Below are 23701 nucleotides of genomic sequence, written 5' to 3' on the forward strand. Positions count from 1 at the left end.
GCTGCCGAAATGGTACTTGGCTAGCATAGATTAACTTATGCAAGTAAAAAGCGTAGCTACGATATATTGCAATTCAGACCGGTCCAATGTGGGATATAAAGGAAGTGTGAGAATTTCTTCATAAAAACGTTCAGCATTAGGAAAGTCGCCAGTCTGAAAACCAAGAGCAATATAAAATGGCTGCAAATGTACAGGAAAATAATGCACATGCACTTGAATATCATTACGACGCATTGTATCGAAAACTATACGACGTTGATCCGCATGTTGCAGCCGTACCATATAGAGATGTCTAGCGCTGATAGAATCTGGTATAGGGTCAACAGCATTCAGTCGTAAACCTGCTAGTTCTTGCTCATAGATATCAGCCAATTGATTTCGCTTAGTCACAAAATTATCTAGACGACTCATTTGTGATAGTCCCAGAGCAGCATGTAAATCCGTCATTCGATAATTAAACCCAAGTAAATGCTGCTCGTAATACCAGTCCCCTTCATCAGGCCTAAGCATCATTTCAGGTACTTTGGTTATTCCATGACTCCGATAGAGAGCCATTTTTGCTGCCAACTCTGCGCAGTTAGTCATTGCCATGCCACCTTCGGCGCTGGTAATAATCTTCACCGGATGGAAACTAAAAACTGTAATGTCCGAATATTCGCAGCTGCCAAGTTTATGACCCTGATAGCTACCGCCTATTCCATGTGAAGCATCCTCAATAACCTTAAATCCGTATTCATCAGCGAGTGCCGAAATGGCCTGCATATCGCAACTGTGACCGCATAGATGAACAGGAATAACCACCTTTGGTAAATTTCCTACCTCTGCAGCAAGAAGCAGTTTTGTTGCCAGAGCCTTAGGACACATATTACCGGTATAGGGAGCCACATCAACAAAGTCTACTTCAGCGCCACAATAAAGCGCACTATTTGCTGATGCGACAAACGTAATAGGAGATGTCCAGACTAAATCCCCCCTTTCTACACCTAATGCAAGACAGGCTATATGTAATGCTGAGGTAGCACTATTTACTGCTACTGAATATTTTGCACCAACAGCCAGTGCCACAGCCTGTTCGAACACAGGAACGACTGGACCTTGTGTCAAGTAATCTGATTTCAATACCGCAAGCACAGCATCGATATCATCCTGATTAATATCATGCCTTCCATATGGAATCATGAACATGACTCCTCATCTAGTTTTAATATTTCTTCGACTGTTAAAAAATGAACATTACTACCAGAGTTATATTCGAAGCCAGAATTAACTAAAGTGCCAACTTCATTTAAAGCATTAACTGTAAAATCACTTTCACGACCAAAAAATTTAATTGATGGTGTGATAACAAAATGATCATAGAATTCTATCGTATGATGAGAATCATCACCTGGACACATAACTTCATGCATTTTTTCACCAGGACGAATACCTACGATCTCATGTGGTAATCCATTACCATAAGCATCCGCTAAATCGGAAATTCGTATTGAAGGGATCTTAGGTACAAAAATTTCTCCACCTTGCATTCTAGAGAAATTTTTAAGAACAAAATCAACACCATCTTGGAGTGTAATCCAAAAGCGTGTCATATCGGGATGGGTAATAGGAAGAGATGAAGCACCATTAGCAATCAACTGCTTAAAATAAGGAACGACGGAACCACGAGAACCTACGACATTTCCATATCTGACGGCAGCAAAGCGTGTTTTCCCAGGACCTACGATGTTATTGGCTGCAACAAATAACTTATCAGAAGCCAACTTTGTCGCACCATAAAGATTAATTGGACTCGCAGCTTTATCTGTCGATAAGGCGATCACCTTTTTTACTTTATTGGCAATAGCTGCCTTAATAACATTCTCTGCACCATAAATGTTTGTCTTGATACATTCCATAGGATTATACTCTGCAGCAGGTACCTGTTTTAATGCTGCTGCATGGATAACATAATCGACATCTTGCAATGCTTGCATTAAGCGGTCGGCATCACGCACATCTCCAATGAAATAACGCATACAGGGAGCATTAAATATCTGCTGCATTTCAAACTGCTTCAATTCATCTCTGGAAAAAATGATCAACCGTTTGGGCTTATACCTTTCTAAAATTGTTTTTGTGTATTTCTGCCCAAATGACCCAGTGCCACCTGTAATTAAAATTGTTTTGTTATCAAACATAGGGCCTCCCCAGTGGCTCAATTTAGCTTTCCATCTTGATAATGTAACCGTAGCAACCTATACAATTGACGATTTACTGCTAAAGCAATTAAATCAAAGCAAAAAACAAGCCAACATGGCATAAAATCATTACTAGAACGTAGTTTACTCACCTATAAAGCTCTATTAGTATAGGTAGTTACTCGTAAAATTTACATGATTTTATAGGCTAATTTCGACTTTATTGCATCAAGTCAGCCCTTTCTAACTAGTCAATCAACACCTGAGGGCTAAATGTCAATATAAACTGTCAAAAAAATAACATGGCGCATTTATTGCTGTTTTCTACCTGAGCAATTTTTTGCCTTGGCATATAAGATAAGAGCTCGTATTGACTTACTTGCCGACCAATAGGAATGTATAACTAATGAACAAAATATTGAATAGTTTCGCAATAAGTCGATTTAATGAATACTATTTACCTAGCATAAATCGCCATACTTTTGAAAATCTTGACTCAAAAACAATTTATAACAATAAGTTTAAAAAGGCATTTTCGATTAAAGATAAGCTTAATATTATTATTGGAATGGACTCAGGACTGCTAGCAAGTTATGCATTAGAACAGGAAATCGCTTTAGGGTCTAAATTTATATTTATCGAATTGGATGAAGTGCTACCATTATTAATTATAGATATCCCGTCAACTAAGCAAAAAAACTTTAAGGTAGTAAATGAAACTGATTTTCTAGAGCAGTTAGAACAAGAGGATATAAAAATATATCTCGCTAAAGGAGAGTATGAGATTTATGCTTCTCTTGGTGTCACATCCCAACACCTAGAATCCTATAACTCACTATTTAGCAGAATAGAAAACAAAGTCCAAGATGAATATTTTAATCATAGGATTTTATTCACCCAAAAAATATTCTTTCAGACTCAACTAGAGAATATCCCAGACAATCACACACCTGCAAAGCTTCTTAGAAACAAATTTGAAGGGAAGACTTGCTTGGTTGTTGCTGGCGGCCCCTCACTTGATGAGCATATTGATTGGATAATAAAGAACAGTGACAATCTTTTCATTATTGCAGTGTCGCGTATTGCAGGTAAGCTAGCTAAACACTCTATTTCAGTTGATATTATCACTTGCGTTGATCCACAAGAGTTTAGCTTTGATGTTAGTCGAGAAATTTTTGCATTAAGTGAAAACACACTTCTAGTAAACTCTTACCACGTTAGTCCAAAAGTACTTTCACAATGGCAAGGACAAAGTATATATCTAGGTCAACGATATCCATGGAGTGGCAAAAAGGATCACGACAACATCATTACTGTCGGGCCGACAGTTACTAATAGTTCGATTCGCCTAGCTGTTGAGATGGGGTTCAAAAAAATACTATTAAGTGGTGTTGATTATTGTTACTCAAGATCTGGATACACTCATGCAAACGGAACAGTTGAAGCTAATCTAGGCCCTAATTTAGGACATAATAATAAATGGGTCGAAACCTATGCAGGCTACCAAGCTGAAACTCCAATACAGCTTGTCCATGCGATGGAGTCACTAGCATCTGAGGCTAAAAAATATCCTAATGTTGACTTTATAAATTTGTCAAAAAATGCTGCAAAAATCGAAGGCATTTCTCATATTTCTACTAAAAATATTATTCTTGATGAACTTGGTAGTAAAATAATTTCTTGCCTAGAAAAGTGCGACACCAAAAATAAAAAAATTGACTTAGAACAAACATTAGATGAATGTAAAAAAGCTAAAGACGATCTCACCAAGCTACTAAAGCTAACAAAGAAAGCGTTAGCACTATCTAAAAAACTCAATTTAAACTCATTGAACTCTGATGTCATACTTGATGAAGTCAATAAGATTGAAAAAAGTATAAACTCAAAGTACCCAGAGCTAACAAGATTAATTAAAACCTATGGATATCTTGAGTTTTCAAAGTTTCTAACTACAAGAGAAACAGAAAATTGGACTCAATCACACATTAATAAAATGACTATAAATTACTATGATGCATTTAATACGACCTGCCATAACATTCTTAAACTAGTAATAAAATCTTACAAAAAAATAGTTTTTAGAATATTAGAAATTGATTCTAGCTCATTAGCTCCACTCGCCCCTGTCTGGCTAGAAAACCATCAACCTGGTAGAGTTTTCTTATGGTGCAAAAACCATAAAGTTGCATTATCTGACTCGCATGAAAATTTTATTTTTTCACAATTAAAAGATAAATTTGAAGAAGATATCACTCAAGTACGAAAAGCTTATATCGATACGCTAAATAAAGCCTCTGGAATGGAACGCGTCTATAAAAAAATTATGGGACTAAACTCGAATGAAAATAGTTATGGATTATCACTTACAGTCCAAAACTTATTCCCCTTAATTGAATCTGACAATGAAGCTAAAAGGCTGTATCACCTCGCCTTATCATTCCAACTCAGCCTTGAACAACAGCCACAACAGGCATTAGATGCTTTACTTGCTCTGCCTGAAGAACTTTGTACTGAGATGGAGTTAAAGCATATTATTTTACTGGCGCTCAAACTAAGTAACCTTGAGCTTGCAACAGCAACTCTAGTCAAAATTTTGGCTTATAGTGATGAGTACATGCCTCAGTATGCACATATTTTAAAACTCCAAGGCAAGATTCAAGACTCAGTTAATGTCTACCTAGATTACCTAGAGAAGTATCCATCAGATACACAAACATGGATAAAACTTGGGTTATTCATGTTTGAAATCAATCAAATAGAAGCTTCACATACTGCATTTTCTAATGCAATTAATGCCGATCCCGATAATCAAGTGGCACGTGATTACTTATCTGAACTCGCAAGACTAATGAACGTCTCGCAATAACAAGCTCAAGATCACCGAACTCGCATATTCGTGTTCGGTGATTTCACTATTACTTCGCTAGACCGTATAATTAGCCTCGTTTCAGCATTGCTCATCTGCATATCCTAGGAGATTTTGTTTGGCTCATACCTATATACCTTTAGAAACTTACCGCCGTAAGTGGATTTTCAACCACAAAGACTTGCCTGTCACCGACGAGGACAAGGCGCACATCCTGCCGTTAACAGATAAAAGTGCGATGGAAATCTGGAACCAATGGATCAGCAACAAGAGTAGTCGTGCGGAGCAATTTACTAAGGGAGACTGGGCGGCGAAGGCTGATGCTTGGGTGGAAACAGATCATTGGCAGAGCGCTTGGGATAGTGAAGATAGCAGTTTACCCACCATGTTAGCTGAGTTTATACAATGGCCCGATGAGACGCCGGTGTATTTTTGCTATGAAAAATATCAGATTATTGAAACTCGTTGGGATGTGTTCGTCCGCAATTGGAAGTGTTTTCTTTTCTTTGACGACGGTCCCATTTTGATCTCGCCAAAACAGAAACAAGCGGTGATGTTCGAACAGAGTGGTCAGTACAAGCTAGGCACTCGCGGATAATTTATACAAGGCGCTTAACGCTGATGATTTCCCATCGATAGCTTTACGCCAACACTTTTACGCAATAGTTTAGCGCGAGGAGTCATCTTGTTGGCATGCTCATACTTAATGATGAGTATGCCATATTAGCCATTTTCGAATGATGCGTAAGCACAATTAGCCTATCTCTCCCCTCTTCTTTAGATTAACATCCGTTTTCGGTGCCGAGTATTTGAGAAGTTGGGGTCAACTTTTTGCTGTAAATACTCATAAAAATCTGCTTAAAATCCAATAATTAAAATAGAAAAACGAGGTGTATTATGAAGTTACTCTCCACTCTTACCCTAGCAAGCGCGCTGTTATTACCCCACACATTAATGGCCAAAGAAGTCTCAGGAGTGCAAGTCGCCGAGACAGTGACATTAGATAGCCAAACATTACAGCTCAATGGCGCGGGCGTTCGCAGTAAGTTCTTTATGGATTTGTATGTAGGCAGTTTGTATTTGCCAGCAGCATTGAGTAGCACAGCAGCGGTTATTGATGCACCAGTTGCAGCGATACGTCTTAACATTACCTCAGGCATGATCACCTCAGAAAAAATGCGCGATGCGATCACTGAAGGTTTTGAGCAAGCGACGGCAGAAAACACCGCCGATATTCAATCGCAGATAGATACCTTTATGGCGCTGTTTAAGGAAGAAATTAAAGAAGGTGACCAATTTACCTTAGTCGCCAATAAAGCCCGTGGCGTGACAGCCTATAAAAATGGTCAGGAACAAGCCACCATCGAAGGTGAAATGTTCCGTCAAGCATTGTTAAAAATTTGGCTAGGTGATAAGCCAGCCCAGAAAAGCCTCAAAGAGGCCATGCTGGGCAAATAACTGACATTAACGTTAGAATTTGAATTCGATATCCAAGGCCGCTGCGCCTTGGTTATCCATTTCAAGCGCGGCTTGATTTGTCACTTCTAACTCACCATCAAAGTAATAACCAGCATAGAGATTTACGGTTAAAGCAGGCGTTGCTCGCCAACCGCCACGCAGATAACTCACCCATTCGTTCGTTTCTACAGCAATATCATCATCCTCAATAAGGAATCGCTCAGTACGACGTGAACTACCCAAACCAATATTCCAATCAGGATTGAATTGATAACTGAGCTCTAGTCCTGCTGGACCACTAAAACCTGCTTGGAATGGATTAGCCAGTGTCCAATGTTCATCTATCTGCCAACGCATGGCCAGATAAGGCACAGTGCGAACTTCATCGATATCATTAAGATACGCGACCCCAAAGCCAATCATGTTTCCCGAATCAAATGCATACATGGCCGATGCCACAATACCGTAACTCTGAGCTTGGCTAGCCGATGCAGTATCGGCGTAGGCATATTGGATCTGCGGCGCTAAAAAGAAGGCCCAATGTTTATCCATGCGATAATTTAACGACACTCCGGCACGGTAACGATTAATATGATCCCAATTCTGTCCGTCGGTGCCAAACAGCGGTGCGACATTGTTTGCGCCAGTAAGCGTGATGTTACGCCAGTCATAATCAAGTCTGTCATAGCCCACACGAAAGCCTAGCGACCATTGCTTATCCAGCGACACATTCATCCCAGCATTCAGTAATAAGTTGTCCCTTTGTAGCTCAGTATTGCCATTGGCCACCTCGGCGCTCTGGGTGCTGATCTGCGTGACACTTAATCTAAAAGGTTTGTATTCCTGCGAAGGTTTATCCGCTGCAATAGCGGCACAGCTCATTAACGGTAACAATAACAAACTGCCTTTCAGCAACCGCTGTTTTACGCTTAATGGTGCGAGTTTTCGATTAGCCACGCTAGCTCCTTGCATTTAAAATAATGGATAAATTTTTGTGCATAATACGCGCTATTGAATAAAAAGGTTCACACTTTCAAAATGAAGATACAAACTAATACCTTTGAAACAAACAAGCCTTTACTCTACCCGATGCGCCCTCAAGAACATGTCAGCACAACCCAATATATAATGATTCCTGTCGTCAAAAAGCTCATCGGCCGCTAACCCCAATTCTAATTTAAGTTTTAGCTCACCAAACAGCATTAAACATAAACGCACTGCACTATGGTGAGCATTACCAAATCGATATTGCCCTAACGCCTCTACAGCGACTAAATAATTCGCCAATAAGCCCACTATGTGTTTAGGGCCAGCGTCAAAGAACAATCGCGACACTTCAGGATGACTTTCGGATTGCGCCACACAGGCTTTGAATACAGTAATAGCTTCAGGACTGACGATCATCTCCCCAAATTGCAAGGCAAATTGGGTTAATGCCGATTCCGGCTTAGTGGGATCACTTAACAAATCATCGTTAAGATTATGGCCAACACACTTAGATTCAATTGCCGCAACAAATAATTCATCTTTGCTGCCGTAATGGGAATATACGGTTTGTTTCGACACACCCGCAAGCTTTGCAACCTCATCCATACTGGTATGAGGGAAACCTTGACGACAAAACAAATCAATAGCTGCCACAAGGACTTGCTGACGTTTTTGTTCACTACGGCTCAAAGGTAATTGCGTCTCAGAGGAATGCGTCATATCAACTCTCAAATAGATAGACATAATTAATTGGCATTAGTTAAGCACAAAATAGACTAGACAGTCTAGTTTCGCACAACTAGACTAGCAAGTCTAGTTACATAGTATTAACGTTTAACTTACAGCGGAAGCCTTTAAAATGGATCGAACTGCCCGACTTTCTTGGCGCACTCTTAGCGTCTGCGTGTTTGCTTTAGCCACATTATCCGCCTGTCAAAAGGAAGTCACCGAACACGCTACGACAGCCACGCTACCCACAGTCACAAGCCAAGCGTTGATCCAGACCCCAAGTTATGAACACTTTCAGACCTTCACTGGCACCATCCGTGCAGGTAATACCACAGGTGTAGGCTTTGAACTAGCGGGGAAGTTAAACAATTTACAGGTCGATTCTGGGAGTAAAGTTAAGCAAGGACAAATACTTGCCGTTCTCGATACCCGGCTACTCGAAGCCGAGCGTCAAGAGATCCAAGCAAGTCTGGCACAAACCCAAGCCGATGTTGATCTGGCCACCAGCACTCTAAAACGTAATCAAGAATTGAAAAAATCGGGCTATGTCTCTGAGCAGCTATTAGATGAAAACCGCTCACAATTAAATAGCTTAGCCGCAGCGAAAAACCGCCTATTTGCCTCACAGCATGCCAATCAACTTAAGCTCGATAAATCCATCTTAGTGGCGCCCTTTGACGGCACCATAAGCCAAAGGCTACATAATCTTGGCGAAGTGATTGCCGCGGGCAGTCCTATCTTCACCTTAGTGGGTAACATCAATCCTGAAGCTTATATTGGTGTTCCTGTTGCGCTAGCAGAACAATTTCACACCAAACAGCAAGTGCAAGTCAGCGTGCAAGATCAAACCTTTCCTGCTGAAATTGCCGGTATTAGCGCTGAAGTCAATCCCGTCAGTCGTACCCTGCAACTGAGAATAAGCCTACCCCAAGATGCCCGTGTGATTAACGGTGAAATTGCGTATCTGCATCAACAACAGCAAATCCCGCAACCGGGCTATTGGGTACCCATTTCCGCACTGACGGATGGTATTCGCGGATTATGGAATCTCTATGTCATCGCAAACTATGAACAGCAATCCATCATAGAGCGCCGCGATGTGGAAATCCTCTACACCACCCAAGACATGGCCTACATTCAAGGCGCGATTCAGCCTAATGAAATCTATGTCAGCCAAGGGCTGCATAAGCTGGTCGTAGGCCAAACTGTATCTCCCATTACTGCAGTCACGAGGTAATTATGATTAAAGCCTTTGTTGAAAACGGCCGCTTAGTCAGCCTCGTTATTGCGCTATTACTTGTCGCAGGCTTTGGTGCGATATCGAGCCTACCGCGTACTGAAGATCCCCACATAACTAACCGTTTCGCCTCTGTGATCACCCCTTATCCTGGCGCCTCAGCCGAGCGGGTCGAAGCCTTAGTGACTGAAGTCATTGAAAACCAGCTCAGACGTTTGGAAGAAATTAAGTTGATCCAATCAACCTCTCGACCAGGGATTTCAGTTATACAGTTAGAATTGAAAGACACAGTTAAAGAAACGGCTCCCGTATGGTCTCGAGCGCGGGATTTATTGGCCAATGCGAAAATTAATTTACCTGAGGGCATACAATCTCCCACACTCGATGATCAAATTGGTTATGCCTACACCGCCATCTTAAGTTTAGTGTGGAATAGTAATACGCCCGTACAAGTCGACATGCTAAACCGCTACGCAAAAGAATTACAGAGTCGGCTCAGGCTGTTATCGGGCACGGATTTTGTCAAACTTTACGGCGCACCGACCGAAGAAATGCTAGTGCAGCTTGATGGTAACAAGATGAGCCAGTTACAGCTCTCTCCTGCGTCCATCGCCCATATTCTCAGTGGCGCCGACAGTAAAATTGCTGCCGGTGAAATCAATAATCGTGAATTTCGTGCCTTAGTTGAAGTCTCCGGCGAGCTTAATTCTTTAACCCGTATTCGCCAAGTGCCGCTTAAAATTGATAGCCAAGGGCAAATTATTCGCCTCGGCGACATAGCAACAGTGACTCGCCAAGCTCAAACCCCAGCGGATAGCATAGCGTTAGTCGATGGTGAACAAGTCGTAATGGTTGCAGTACGAATGATCGATAATACCCGTGTTGATCTTTGGCAAGCACAAGTCAATAACGTCGTTGACGAACTCAATCGCGAAGTCCCCGCCAATATCCAAATCCAATGGCTATTCGAGCAAAACAGTTACACCAGCGAACGACTTGGCGGGCTAGTGGTTAACCTGCTGCAAGGATTTGTCATCATCTTGCTGGTATTACTCCTCACCCTAGGCTTAAGAAACGCCATCATAGTGGCGATTTCATTGCCGCTCACAGCGCTGTTTACCTTGGCCTGCATGAAATATATCGGCCTGCCGATACATCAAATGTCGGTGACAGGACTCGTCGTCGCCCTTGGGATCATGGTGGACAATGCGATAGTGATTGTCGATGCCATATCGCAAAGGCGTCAGCAAGGAATGAGCCGTTTAGCCGCAGTGAGCGAAACCTTACACCACCTTTGGCTGCCCTTAGCGGGATCGACTATCACCACTATTTTGGCTTTTGCCCCCATAGTACTCATGCCCGGTGCTGCGGGGGAATTTGTCGGTGGCATTGCCATGTCAGTGATGTTTGCGCTGCTGGGCTCTTACGTGATTTCCCATACGTTAATTGCAGGGCTCGCGGGACGTTTTAGTCATGAAGGTAAACAGGATGTCTGGTATCAACACGGGATCAACCTCCCGCTAGTGAGCCAATATTTTCAAGCGAGCCTGAGAATTGCCCTTAAACGCCCTATCGTTAGCGCGCTACTTATCGGCATTACACCAGTATTAGGGTTTTTCGCCTCGGGTAAGATGACAGAGCAATTCTTTCCGCCATCGGACAGGGACATGTTCCAAATGGAAATTTATCTTGCGCCCCATGTGAGTTTAGAAAACACCTTGAACCAAGTGCAGTTGATGGATAAAAAACTCCACGCAGTCACAGGGATCACTCAAGTCGATTGGGTGGTCGGCGGCAATACGCCCTCATTTTATTACAACCTGACGCAGCGCCAACAAGGGGCGACTAACTATGCACAGGCCATGGTAAAAGTGACTGACTTTGAGCGTGCCAATGAGTTAATCCCCGAATTACAACAGCAATTTGATAACGCTTTTCCCGAAGCGCAAGTACTAGTACGAAAACTCGAGCAAGGCCCGCCCTTTAATGCACCAGTGGAGTTAATGATCTTCGGCCCGAATCTAGATACTTTGCGATCATTGGGCGACGACGTTCGTAATATTCTCGCGCAAACGCCGGACGTACTTCACACACGTGCAACCTTAAGTGCCGGTGCGCCTAAGCTGTGGCTACAGGTAAATGAAGATGCCAGTCTAATGAGTGGGTTAAGCCTGACGGACATTGCCAAACAGATCCAAATGTCAACCACAGGCGTTATCGGTGGCAGCGTGCTTGAGCAAACAGAATCGTTACCCGTACGAGTTCGCCTTACTGATGACAGTCGCGAGCAGGTGAGCCGCCTTTCTGAAATTCAATTAATGACACCTTCGGGTGAGTCTGTTGCATTATCCGCCCTCGCCCACAATGAAGTACAAGTGAGCCGCGGCGCCATTCCAAGGCGTAACGGCCAAAGGGTTAATACCATAGAAGCCTACATCGTCAGTGGGGTATTACCTGCCCAAGTACTTAATGATGTCAAAGATAAAGTGGCTCAATTACCGTTGCCATCGGGTTATCGCATTGAAATTGGAGGGGAAAGCGCTAAGCGTAACGAAGCAGTCGGTAATTTACTGTCCAATATGATGTTGGTCGTCACCTTGTTACTAGCCACTGTAGTGCTGTCGTTCAACTCCTTTAGGCTCACAGCGATTATTCTATTGAGCGCGATACAATCGGCAGGACTTGGCCTATTAGCCGTGTTTGTGTTCGGGTATCCCTTTGGATTCCCAGTCATCATAGGACTACTTGGATTAATGGGACTTGCCATTAACGCTGCGATTGTGATCTTGGCCGAACTAGAAGATATGCCGAGCGCTCGGCTCGGCGATATGGAAACCATAGTCTCTACCGTCAGCAGCTGTGGTCGTCATATCAGCTCAACGACCATTACCACCGTGGGCGGTTTTATTCCGCTCATCATTGCTGGCGGCGGGTTTTGGCCTCCCTTTGCCATTGCTATCGCGGGCGGCACCCTGCTGACGACTTTACTTTCTCTGGTGTGGGTTCCAACTATGTATTTGCTGCTGATGAGAACCCGTACAGCGAACACCCCATCCACGATTCAAGCTCAAATCGCATCATGAACTAGATATTGGTACAGTTTATCTTTAAGGTTTAATCGCTCTAATTTTAACGCTAAAAAGTGCTCATCGGCGGTGGGCACTTTTGTTAACTCCAGCGCCCTAATTTTATTATCGAGTTCATGGTAACGACTAGCCATGGTCGCAAAGGCAGTATTATTGACTTTTAAATGCTTAATTTGATCGACAAAATCAGGAAACTCATAAACCAACGCATGATTCTCACCTAGCATATACACTTCTCCTATAATGTGGTTCTAACACTATGAACTCCATTCACCTTAAGCAGCTTAGTCTATACCTTCAGAATACAGCCAGTACTTGGACATGTTATCTACTAACATTTCTGCAAAATAAGCCGATGAGTCCAAGTCTAAAACTGCAAAAATATCAACGAAATGAGTTTAAAATTGCAGAAGTTTTAGACCCACATCAAGACTACAGAGTAAAACTTAGGCTACATTGATGTAACCGTTACCTATAGGATCTTACGATGAATTATAAAAATTGGCCTATTGCAAAACAAATTGGCGCCCTCGCGTTTATTCTTACTCTTCTCATCTTTGGCGTATTGAGTACCGTCTCCTATAAAGCCGCTTCAAATGTATTAGAAGATAAAGGTATCAGTGCCATGAAATCTGAAATGCGTGCAGTTTCAGACATGTTAGAGCTGCAGTACGATAGTCTTCTGCAGCTTGCGAGACGCAACGCCGATGTTTTTAAGGAAATGTATCCTGGACAATTTAGTCTGCAAAATAAAACTGTCAATGTGATGGGAGTCGGCTCTCCAGCCCTAATGCATGAACAAGAACAAGTGAACTCATCAAAAAGTAAAGTCGATCGTTTTGCTAATCTAACTGGCGGTACCGCTACGGTATTCGTGCGTGATGGCGATGACTTTATGCGAGTTTCGACTTCGCTCAAAAAAGCCGATGGCAGCCGTGCACTAGGTACTTCCCTTGGCAAAACACATCCAGGCTATCAAGTGCTGATCAGCGGTAATGAATACGAAGGTTATGCCAAACTTTTCGGCAAAGACTACATGACAGTCTATCGTCCAGTGAAAGACACACAGGGCAAAGTTATTGGTATCTTATATATTGGCTTCGACATCACCAGTTCCTTAAAACAATTACAAGAAGCAGTTAACAGAATCACCTTAGAAGAAAGTGGCCATTTTCTATTAGTACGCAAAGCGGACAATGTGTTAGTCGCCCATCCTAAGTTCAACGCAGGTGACATCATCACCGAAAGTATGCTTGATGGCTTAAGTGTTGCGTATGCCACCCAAAATGATGCGGAATCCCATTACAACAATAGTAAAAATGAGCCTATGTTTGCCTATAGCCAAACCGTAACGGGCTGGAATTGGGTGCTAGTGGGTCAAGTCAAGGCAAGTGAGCTTAATGAAGAAAGTATGCAATTGCTCACCATCAACGCCATCGTTGCTATCACAGGGATCGCGCTGATCACAGCGCTATTATCAGTTGTCTTAATTCGCGCACTCAAACCTTTGCATGCCCTCCAAGTGCATATGGAAAATTTAGGCAGTGGCGATTTTAGCCATCACTTAGCGCCATCAGAACCACAGAGTCAAAACGAAGTGGATCGAATTACGACCAGCGTATCAACTATGTCCTCAGAGCTCAGGCAATTGATTATTGCATTGCAGGATTCAGTCATGAGTCTAGAGCAACAGGCCTCCAAGGCACAGAGCATCGCGAAGCAAAATGGTGAAGAAGCTCAAGCCCTAATGCTACAAACGGATCAAATCGCAACTGCTATCGAAGAAATGTCGACCTCGATCCGTGATGTGGCTAATCATGCCCAAGATGGCGCAGTTCAAAGCCAGCAAGTGGATGCCGCAGCCAAAGAAGGTCAAAACCAACAGACTAAAGTGGTGCAGGATTTACTCAAACTCAGTCAGCAACTCAGTAACAGTCATCAATCGGTTGAAAAAGTCAGCCATGAAAGTGAAGCGATCAGCAAGGTGACCGAAGTCATTAACAGCATTGCCGAGCAAACTAATTTACTCGCATTAAATGCAGCGATTGAAGCGGCGCGCGCAGGCGATCAAGGTCGAGGCTTTGCTGTCGTTGCCGATGAAGTGAGAACTCTCGCCCAGCGGACCCAGTCATCCATTGTAGAAATTGGCCAAACAATTGAAAAGCTGCAAACTCAAGTGAAAAGCACCACAGAACAAATGAGCCAAAGTCATCAATTAGGAATGGAATCTGCAGCACAGGGTGAAGCAACGGGTGAACAACTGAAGGAAATCACCCGTAGGATTGGCGAACTCGCGATTAGCTCACGCAATATTGCCTCGGCTACTGAGCAGCAAAGCAGTGTTGCACAAGAGATAACCCACAATTTACATCAGATCAGCGAACTCGCTAACGAAGGCGAGCACCGTGCCACTGAAACAGTGCATTCTGCCAATGAACTGTCTTCCTTAGCCGCCGCCTTAAAACGTCAAATAAGCCAGTTTAAGGCCTAACTCAAATACGGACTTAGATAACCTGAGCTCGGGATAAGCAGAGCCGCTGAATAGGCATCTTTTCGGGCCTCTCTGCGTTGCTCTGTCTAACCATAGCTCGCTATGGCGTACGACAGAGCGCCTTGATATGCGCAAAAATCTGCGCATTCAGTCAGGAAATAGATTTTTCGCTTTAAACGAATAATTTTATGTAATTGATTTCATTTGTTAAATTTAGATTTTTCGACACTCGTTATCCCGAGTTCAGGTTAGATACAGAGTTAGTGCTTTATCAAACGTTAAATGCCGCCCTAACTGGGCGGCATTTTTTATAACAGCACTACATCAAAACGATAGGAGCAACATTTAAGAAAGGGATTTGGGACTTTGATTTAGGATCCTGACGTAAAGGAGTAATGGAGTAATGGAGTAATGGAGTAATGGAGAAAATATCTTAAGCCATGCAGAGCAAGCATCTGCAGAGAGCACAATCAAAAACAATGATATCAGACCTATTCGTTGCAGTTACATCACCACTCTGCAGCGAAGTTAACTGCTTGGCCTAATACGATAGCCTAGCTCTGCCTCTAATTAAAATAACCTCCGCCGATCAAAAAATCTCAATAAAAAACCCCGCTGATGCGAGGTTTTTAAATCGAGTTTAGACGTTACTCGGCATCTTCTGCCGATCTGTCCATGTTCTCTGTATTCTCAAGCCACAGGGCATTGATAATCCCGAAAGAACAGGCCAACAAAACCCCTAATATCCACGTAAAATACCACATAGCAGATGCTCCTTAATGCCTAATAGAGTGAGGCTTTGTTATCTTCAATATGCTTACGGCCAATACGACCAAACATCTTGTAGTAAGTCCAGACAGTGTAGCTCAACACTATAGGTACGAAAATCGCTGCAGCAGCAGTCATAACACCTAAGGTCATTTTACTGGCTGTTGCATCCCACATAGTCAAACTGACGTTAGGGTTAAGTGATGATGGCATGACGAATGGGAACATTGCTGCACCGCAAGTCAAAATCACCATAGCCACAGTGAGTGAGCTGAATAGGAACGCAAAACCTGAACGGTTAAAGCGGCTAACCAAAATCACTAGCAGAGGCAATGCCACACCTAAGATAGGGAACAGCATAGTGATGGGGTATTTGTCATAGTTGGCAAGCCAAGCACCCGCTTCAATTGCGACGGTTTTCATAGCTGGGTTAGAAACCGCATTATGGTCCAGTACTGAAGTCACTACATAACCATCAATACCATTGGCTAACCACACACCCGCAGCAGCAAACAACACAGCCACTAACAGTGCGAAGAATTGCGTGGCTTTCGCAGCACGAACACGCAGCTCACTGTCAGTCTTCATTTGTAGCCAAGAAGCGCCTTGCATCATAAACATGCTCACGCTCACAAGACCTGCCAGCAAACCGAAAGGATTCAACAGGCCGAACAGACCACCGTGATAAGTCGCACGTAGGAACTCGTCGAATTCAAAAGGCACACCTTGTAACAAGTTACCAAAGGCCACGCCTATGATTAGCGGAGGTACAAAACCACCGGCAAACAAAGCCCAGTCCCACGACTTACGCCATTTTGGATTTTCGATTTTAGAACGATAATCGAATCCGACTGGACGCATGTAGAGGGCAAACAGCACTAACATCATGGCGACATAGAAGCCAGAGAAAGACACTGCATACACCATAGGCCAAGCGGCAAATAACGCACCACCTGCTGTGATTAACCACACTTGGTTGCCGTCCCAATGGGGAGCAATAGTGTTAACCATGATACGGCGCTCAGTATCGTCTTTGCCTATAATTGGCAGTAACGCACCGACACCCATGTCAAAACCATCAGTAACCGCAAATCCGATGAACAGTACGCCGATCAGAGCCCACCAGATAACTCTTAATATTTCATAATCAAACATAATGAAATCCTCTGCTTAGGCTTCTAGGTTCTCGAAATGATAACGACCAGTTTTCAAACTGCTCGGACCAATGCGGGCAAACTTAAACATCAAGAACATCTCAATCACCAGCAGTACAGTGTAGAACAAGGTGATAGAAAGGATACTGAACCATAAGTCGCCAGTCGTTAAGCTTGACGCAGACATAAAGGTCGGTAGTACCTCAGAAATCGTCCAAGGTTGACGACCATACTCAGCCACAAACCAACCACACTCAATCGCGATCCAAGGCAATGGCAAGCTATAAAGTGCAGCTTTAAGTACCCATTTTTTCTCGGCAATTTGATGACGTGTGCTTTGCCAGAATGCCGCAGCAAATACGAACAACATGATAAAGCCTAGACCTACCATCACACGGAAGCTCCAGAAAATCGGTGCTACGTTCGGGATAGAATCTTTAGCTGCTGCTTTAATTTGCTCTTCAGTCGCATCAACCACTTTGTCTGTGTAGCGTTTTAGTAAGAAACCGTAGCCTAAGTCGACTTTCGCTTCTTCAAAAGCAGCACGTAGTTCAGGCGTTTCTTCACCCGCACGCAGTTTCACTAGCATGGCATAGGCTTTCATACCGTTACGGATACGCACTTCATGCTCAGTAATCAAGTCATGAATACCAGTCACTTCTTCATCCAACGAGCGTGTTGCCACTATACCCATCGCATAAGGAATTTTGACTGCAAAATCTGTTTTCATGGTTTCTTGATTCGGAAAACCGACAGCAGTAAAGGCCGCTGGAGCAGGCTCTGTATGCCACTCAGCTTCAATCGCTGCTAACTTAACGCGCTGTGCTTCACCCACTTTATAGCCAGATTCGTCACCTAACACGATAACCGACAGAATCGCCGCCATACCAAAGCTTGCCGCAATCGCGAATGAGCGACGGGCAAAAGGTAAGTCACGTTTCTTGAGGATGTAATAAGCACTGATCGCCAGTACAAACATGGCACCCGCCACATAACCCGAAGCGACGGTGTGAACAAACTTAACCTGCGCGACAGGGTTAAACACAACCTCAGCGAAGCTGGTCATTTCCATACGCATGGTTTCGTAGTTGAACACTGAACCCACAGGGTTTTGCATCCAACCGTTTGCCACTAAGATCCACAATGCCGACATGTTAGAACCAAAGGCCACTAACCAAGTCACGACTAAATGCTGACGCTTAGTGAAACGATCCCAACCGAAGAAGAACATACCCACGAAGGTAGATTCAAGGAAGAAGGCCATTAAACCTTCAATAGCCAGAGGCGCACCAAAGATGTCCCCTACGTAATGCGAATAGTAAGACCAGTTAGTACCAAACTGGAATTCCATTGCCAAACCTGTGGTAACCCCCAAGGCAAAGTTAATACCAAATAACTTACCCCAGAACTTAGTCATATCTTTATAAATTTGTTTATCTGTCATCACATACAGTGATTCCATGATAGCCAGCAAAAATGCCAACCCCAAAGTCAAGGGAACAAATAGGAAGTGATACATGGCTGTCAGCGCAAACTGCAACCGCGATAGCTCAACAACCTCTTCAACAATCATCGGTGACTCCTTACTTGGTGCGTCCAATTGCTATGACAAAACCCGCGTCAATCACAGCAAGTGCCTTTGTAGGATAGTGAGTTTTCATTTTGTGTTTATATCTGCGACAACAGTATAAACCGTTAAATTTAATCTTTTGCATTAGTTCGAAGCAGCAAGGGCTAAAAAGTACCAATATCTGTTGCATATTGAGACGCTAGTCACACTATCGCAAGTAACTGAGACCAACACCCTACCACTCAATCAATCAAATGATTTCATCGATATAAATATCAGATAGTTAAGATATTTATTCATTTTCATTTGTGGCTATTTTATACCACCTCGCTTTGATGCAAATCAATCAAACTCAGGGGTTTAGGTGGGTTTTGCGGTGAGGCACACACTTCCCCACCAGAGAGGATTGACAATCGAGAAAAACAAGAGTAGTGAGCAGCTATTAATTGATATAAAGTCATACTTTTACCAACTAGACAGTAAAAATCAGTTCTAATCATCAAAAAACCAACAAATAAATAATGTTGCAACAAATTAACTAAAAAATATTGTCACAAATTTAAGTGAACCATAATTTAAAACCTTTAAAATCAAATATAAATACATATAAATATAAAAAATCACAATCGAACAGGCTAAAATGCATTAGTTTTAATAATGAATATTTGTATTTTTTCTCGTTTGAGAAGCTAACCTAAGTTGTTTAATATATGTCCTGTGTTAAGGAGACAATTTGGTAGAACTGGTGTCGTAGCCCAGCCAAGACCAACTTCGCGCACATAGGTACTAACTTTTGGTGTGGAGATATCGATATGACTAAATTATTTGAACGTCTGGTTAACAGCTACAAGCGTGTTTTTGTTGAACTTTATACAGCTAATGAGCTGAAATAATCCCCAGAATTACTCGTGAAATTAATTGCATTTATGTGAAGTTTTGTTAGCGCAAAACGGGCCCCCATCTCCCTGAGATTGGGGGCTTTTTCTATATTAAGACCCTAGCATCCCCCAACAACTCCAGAACCCCATAAAACACCACGCCCCGTATCAAATGCGCAACATACCTATTAATAGGTATTTACCGATTAAAGTGGCTATTTTGCCACTTTAGTCCATTAGATTATTTGCAATAAGCGTTAATAATTTGAAATACAATCACTTCCATAAAATGCATTTTATATATAAAAAAAGGAGCGAAATTATCGCTCCTTTTTTACGCTTTCATTACCCTGCTTTTGCCCCTCAACAAAGGCAAAAGCCGTTGACTTTAAACGCTTAACCTAAGGTCACTCGCGCATTACGGAACATACGCATCCAAGGGCTATCTTCACCCCAAGCATCTGGATGCCAAGAGTTCGCCACAGTTCTGAACACACGTTCGGGGTGCGGCATCATCAAGGTTACGCGGCCATCTGTGGTACAAATCCCAGTCAAGCCATTTGGCGAGCCGTTCGGGTTTTGTGGATACTGAGTCGCGATATCCCCCTTACCATTGACAAAACGCAGCGCAATCGTGCCTGACGCTTCGGCAATCGCCAGCGCTTCAGGGCTAGCAAACTCAGCCAAACCTTCACCGTGAGATACAGCAATTGGCATACGTGAACCTGCCATACCTTGGAAGAATAACGACGGGCTCTGTTGCACTTCAACTAAGCTGAAACGCGCTTCGAAACGCTCTGAGCGGTTACGCACAAAACGTGGCCAGTGCTCGCTACCTGGGATAATTTCTTTCAGGTTCGACAGCATTTGACAACCGTTACACACGCCAAGGGAGAAACTTGAGTCACGTTCAAAGAAACGAGAAAACTCATCGCGAGCTCGCTCATTAAACAGAATCGACTTAGCCCAACCCTCACCTGCGCCTAATACATCACCGTAGGAGAAGCCACCACAGGCCACTAGGCCTTGGAACTCACCTAGGCTGATACGGCCAGATAAAATATCCGACATGTGTACGTCGCGGCTTTCAAATCCAGCACGATCAAAAGCTGCTGCCATTTCCACGTGGGAGTTAACGCCCTGCTCACGCAAAATCGCCATCTTAGGCGCAGCGCCCTTAAGGATATAAGGTGCGGCAACATCAGTGCTTGGATCAAAACTTAAGTTAACGGTTAAGCCTAAATCGGTTTCGTCTTGCTTAAGTTTGAACTCTTCAAGCGCGCAGGCTGGGTTATCACGCAGAGCTTGCATACGATACGTGGTTTCTGACCACACAGTACGCAGCGCTACACGGGTATCACTGAAGATTTCACGCGCGCCATCTTTAATGGTGATGCGTTGATCGTCGGCTAGAGTTCCGATCACATGGCAAGGCACGCCAGCGATAGCGAACTGAGCGGCAATTTTCGCAGCATTGTCACGGCTCACTTGCAGCACAGCGCCGAGCTCCTCATTAAAGAGTCGTTCTAAATCAGTGCCCTGCAAGTCTTCTACATCTATGTCTAAGCCTGTATTACCGGCAAAAGCCATTTCTACTAAGGTAGTGAATAAGCCACCATCACTTCGGTCGTGGTAAGCGATAACCGATTTTTTAGCGACTAGATTTTGCATGGTTTCGAAGAAACCACGCAGCAGTGCAGCATCGTCAAGATCCGGCGCTATATCACCCAGCTCACCAAACACTTGAGCTAAACAAGAACCGCCTAAACGATTTTTGCCCGCACCTAAATCCACTAACAGTAAAGACGTTTCGCCTTTATCGGTACGTAACTCTGGCGTCACTGTATTACGAATATCTTGCACCACACCAAAGGCGGTGATAACCAATGACATAGGCGACGTCACAGTTTTATCCGCGCCATCTTGCTGCCATGCGGTCTTCATCGACATAGAGTCTTTACCGACCGGAATGGTCAAGCTCAGCTCTGGACACAGTTCTTCACCTACGGCTTTCACCGCTTCATAAAGACCCGCATCTTCACCTGGGTGACCCGCGGCAGACATCCAGTTGGCAGAAAGCTTAATACGCTTAAATGAACCGATATCGGCACCAGCGATGTTCATGATGGATTCAGCCACCGCCATACGAGCAGAGGCGCCAAAATCTAGCAGTGCCAGCGGTGTACGTTCACCCAGTGACATAGCTTCACCGGCGTAGGTATCAAAGCTTGCCGCTGTGACCGCGCAATCGGCCACAGGCACTTGCCATGGACCCACCATTTGGTCACGGTTCACTAAACCCGTGACTGTGCGATCGCCAATAGTGATAAGGAAGGTTTTATCCGCAACTGTAGGCAAGCTCAGTACGCGTTTAACCGCTTCTTTAACATCAATCTTGTTTTGTTCGAGCGCTGGCGATACGGCTTTGGCCGATACCACATCGCGGCTCATCTTAGGCGCTTTGCCTAATAAGACTTCGAGCGGTAAATCGATAGGATTATTGTCGAAATGGCTGTCGCTAAGCGTTAAATGTTTTTCCGCCGTCGCTTCACCCACCACCGCAAACGGTGCGCGCTCACGCTCACAGATGGCAGTAAATAGCGCGAGGTTTTCAGGGGCAATTGACAGCACATAACGTTCTTGTGATTCGTTACACCAGATTTCCAGCGGACTCATGCCAGGCTCATCCGAAGGCACATTACGCAGATTAAACAAACCGCCGCGCTCGCCGTCATTCACGAGTTCAGGGAAAGCATTCGACAAACCGCCAGCGCCCACATCGTGGATAAATTGGATCGGGTTTTTATCGCCAAGCTGCCAACAGCGGTCAATCACTTCCTGACAACGACGTTCCATTTCTGGGTTTTCACGTTGCACAGAAGCAAAATCTAAGTCTTCACTCGATTGACCCGATGCCATAGACGAAGCGGCGCCGCCGCCCAGACCTATGTTCATCGCAGGCCCACCCAGCACAATCAGCTTAGCGCCAACAGTAATTTCGCCCTTTTGTACGTGTTCTTCACGAATGTTACCTAAACCACCGGCTAGCATAATAGGCTTGTGGTAACCGCGAACTTCAACGCCGTTGTGGCTGCTGACTTCCTGCTCATAAGTACGGAAATAACCGACCAATGCCGGACGACCAAACTCGTTGTTAAATGCCGCGCCGCCCAGTGGGCCTTCGGTCATGATGTCCAGCGCGCTCACGATACGTTCTGGCTTGCCATAGTTACCTTCCCATGGTTGAACAAAACCCGGGATTTTTAAATTGGATACACTAAAGCCTGTTAAACCCGCTTTAGGTTTAGAACCACGACCCGTCGCGCCTTCATCACGGATTTCACCACCTGAACCGGTTGCGGCGCCAGGATAGGGGCTGATGGCGGTTGGATGGTTGTGGGTTTCCACTTTCATCAGGATGTGCATAGGTTCAGTGTGGTAGTTGTATACCCCATCAGGATCGGGGAAGAAACGACCCGCAACCGAACCTTCCATCACAGCGGCGTTATCTTGGTAGGCAGATAACACGTGATCAGGCGTGGTTTCAAAGGTGTTCTTAATCATTTTGAACAATGACTTAGGCTGAACTTCACCGTCAATGGTCCAATCTGCATTAAAAATCTTATGACGACAATGCTCAGAGTTCGCCTGAGCAAACATCATCAATTCGATGTCATGGGGATTACGGCCTAAACGGACGAAGTTCTCGACTAAATAGTCGATTTCATCTTCGGCTAAGGCAAGCCCCAATTCAGTGTTAGCCACTTCAAGTGCGCGGCGACCTTCGGCAAGAATATTGACGCTCTTAAACGGCGCAGGCTCAGTGCGTTTGAACAGCACATCGGCTTTGGTAAAATCATCAAGGATAATTTCAACCATGCGATCGTGCAGCAACGCATTTAAGGCTTGTTGCTGAGGCGCTGTCAGTGCATCTGACTCGACATAATACGCAACGCCTCGCTCCAAACGCTTCACTTTACCAAGGCCACAATTGTGCGCGATGTCAGTGGCTTTTGAAGACCAAGGAGAAATAGTACCGGGGCGAGGAGTGACAAACAGGAGTGAACCTTGGGGGATATGAGCTTCTATCGCAGGTCCATAGGTGAGAATTTTTTCAAGTTGCTGGCGTTCATTTGTGTCGAGCAACTCGCTCAAATCCGCTAAATGGACATACTCAGCATAGATTTGTCGTACCGGAAGCGCCGCGTTTTCGCAGGCCTCCATCAGCTTTTGCACCCTAAACGTCGAGAGTGCAGGGGCTCCGCGGATGATCTCCATCACGTCTATTCACCTTATTATT

At 44.1% G+C, this 23701-nt stretch carries 15 protein-coding genes; 6 read left to right on the forward strand and 9 right to left on the reverse strand.

Annotation, left to right across the window (positions count from 1 at the left end; translation table 11 throughout):
• Positions 1-30: 30 nt before the first annotated feature.
• Complete coding sequence (gene pseC / locus KO531_RS09015; RefSeq protein ID WP_168824500.1) at positions 31-1179, reverse strand: UDP-4-amino-4,6-dideoxy-N-acetyl-beta-L-altrosamine transaminase; 1149 nt, start codon at positions 1177-1179, stop codon at positions 31-33.
• On the reverse strand, positions 1176-2177 hold the full coding sequence (gene pseB / locus KO531_RS09020; protein WP_105251911.1) for a UDP-N-acetylglucosamine 4,6-dehydratase (inverting): 1002 nt from the start codon (positions 2175-2177) through the stop codon (positions 1176-1178). Before pseB ends, pseC begins: the two co-directional genes overlap by 4 nt.
• A gap of 406 nt (positions 2178-2583) precedes the next feature.
• Here pseB and KO531_RS09025 point away from each other — a divergent pair, with 406 nt between their 5' ends.
• From KO531_RS09025 to KO531_RS09035, 3 genes are all read left to right on the forward strand, one after another.
• Positions 2584-5043: a 6-hydroxymethylpterin diphosphokinase MptE-like protein gene (locus KO531_RS09025; RefSeq protein WP_219250949.1), complete on the forward strand. Its 2460-nt coding sequence runs from the start codon at positions 2584-2586 to the stop codon at positions 5041-5043.
• 118 nt (positions 5044-5161) lie between these two features.
• Positions 5162-5641, forward strand: coding sequence for a DUF2947 domain-containing protein (locus KO531_RS09030; protein ID WP_028761235.1), 480 nt, complete (start codon positions 5162-5164; stop codon positions 5639-5641).
• Between the two features lie 299 nt (positions 5642-5940).
• Positions 5941-6501, forward strand: coding sequence for a chalcone isomerase family protein (locus KO531_RS09035; RefSeq protein WP_219250950.1), 561 nt, complete (start codon positions 5941-5943; stop codon positions 6499-6501).
• Between the two features lie 12 nt (positions 6502-6513).
• Here KO531_RS09035 and KO531_RS09040 read toward each other — a convergent pair whose 3' ends face one another.
• Positions 6514-7458: a DUF6268 family outer membrane beta-barrel protein gene (locus KO531_RS09040; RefSeq protein WP_219250951.1), complete on the reverse strand. Its 945-nt coding sequence runs from the start codon at positions 7456-7458 to the stop codon at positions 6514-6516.
• Between the two features lie 120 nt (positions 7459-7578).
• Positions 7579-8208, reverse strand: coding sequence for a TetR/AcrR family transcriptional regulator (locus KO531_RS09045; protein ID WP_219250953.1), 630 nt, complete (start codon positions 8206-8208; stop codon positions 7579-7581).
• 139 nt (positions 8209-8347) lie between these two features.
• On the opposite strand from KO531_RS09045, the gene KO531_RS09050 reads away from it, so the two are divergent.
• On the forward strand, positions 8348-9454 hold the full coding sequence (locus KO531_RS09050) for an efflux RND transporter periplasmic adaptor subunit (protein ID WP_219250954.1): 1107 nt from the start codon (positions 8348-8350) through the stop codon (positions 9452-9454).
• A gap of 2 nt (positions 9455-9456) precedes the next feature.
• On the forward strand, positions 9457-12537 hold the full coding sequence (locus tag KO531_RS09055; RefSeq protein WP_219250955.1) for an efflux RND transporter permease subunit: 3081 nt from the start codon (positions 9457-9459) through the stop codon (positions 12535-12537).
• Here the strand turns inward: KO531_RS09055 and KO531_RS09060 are convergent.
• Positions 12522-12767 (reverse strand): DUF465 domain-containing protein, encoded by a 246-nt coding sequence (locus KO531_RS09060; protein WP_105251903.1) that lies wholly within the window; start codon positions 12765-12767, stop codon positions 12522-12524. The two genes, KO531_RS09055 and KO531_RS09060, sit on opposite strands and share 16 nt — an antisense overlap.
• A gap of 260 nt (positions 12768-13027) precedes the next feature.
• Here KO531_RS09060 and KO531_RS09065 point away from each other — a divergent pair, with 260 nt between their 5' ends.
• Positions 13028-15031 (forward strand): methyl-accepting chemotaxis protein, encoded by a 2004-nt coding sequence (locus KO531_RS09065; RefSeq protein ID WP_219250956.1) that lies wholly within the window; start codon positions 13028-13030, stop codon positions 15029-15031.
• A gap of 647 nt (positions 15032-15678) precedes the next feature.
• Here KO531_RS09065 and cydX read toward each other — a convergent pair.
• The 4 genes from cydX to purL all read right to left on the reverse strand — a co-directional run bounded on the left by cydX (position 15679) and on the right by purL (position 23679).
• Positions 15679-15795: a cytochrome bd-I oxidase subunit CydX gene (cydX, locus tag KO531_RS09070; RefSeq protein WP_011788717.1), complete on the reverse strand. Its 117-nt coding sequence runs from the start codon at positions 15793-15795 to the stop codon at positions 15679-15681.
• 19 nt (positions 15796-15814) lie between these two features.
• Entirely contained in the window at positions 15815-16954 is a 1140-nt protein-coding gene (cydB, locus tag KO531_RS09075; protein WP_028761243.1) for a cytochrome d ubiquinol oxidase subunit II, read from the reverse strand.
• A gap of 15 nt (positions 16955-16969) precedes the next feature.
• Complete coding sequence (locus tag KO531_RS09080) at positions 16970-18526, reverse strand: cytochrome ubiquinol oxidase subunit I (protein ID WP_212601103.1); 1557 nt, start codon at positions 18524-18526, stop codon at positions 16970-16972.
• Between the two features lie 1271 nt (positions 18527-19797).
• Positions 19798-23679, reverse strand: a complete 3882-nt coding sequence (gene purL / locus KO531_RS09085; RefSeq protein ID WP_219250980.1) for a phosphoribosylformylglycinamidine synthase — start codon at positions 23677-23679, stop codon at positions 19798-19800.
• Between the last annotated feature and the right edge of the window lie 22 nt (positions 23680-23701).

It is taken from the genome of Shewanella sp. NKUCC06_TVS (genome assembly GCF_019345515.1).
GTDB lineage: Bacteria > Pseudomonadota > Gammaproteobacteria > Enterobacterales > Shewanellaceae > Shewanella > Shewanella oncorhynchi.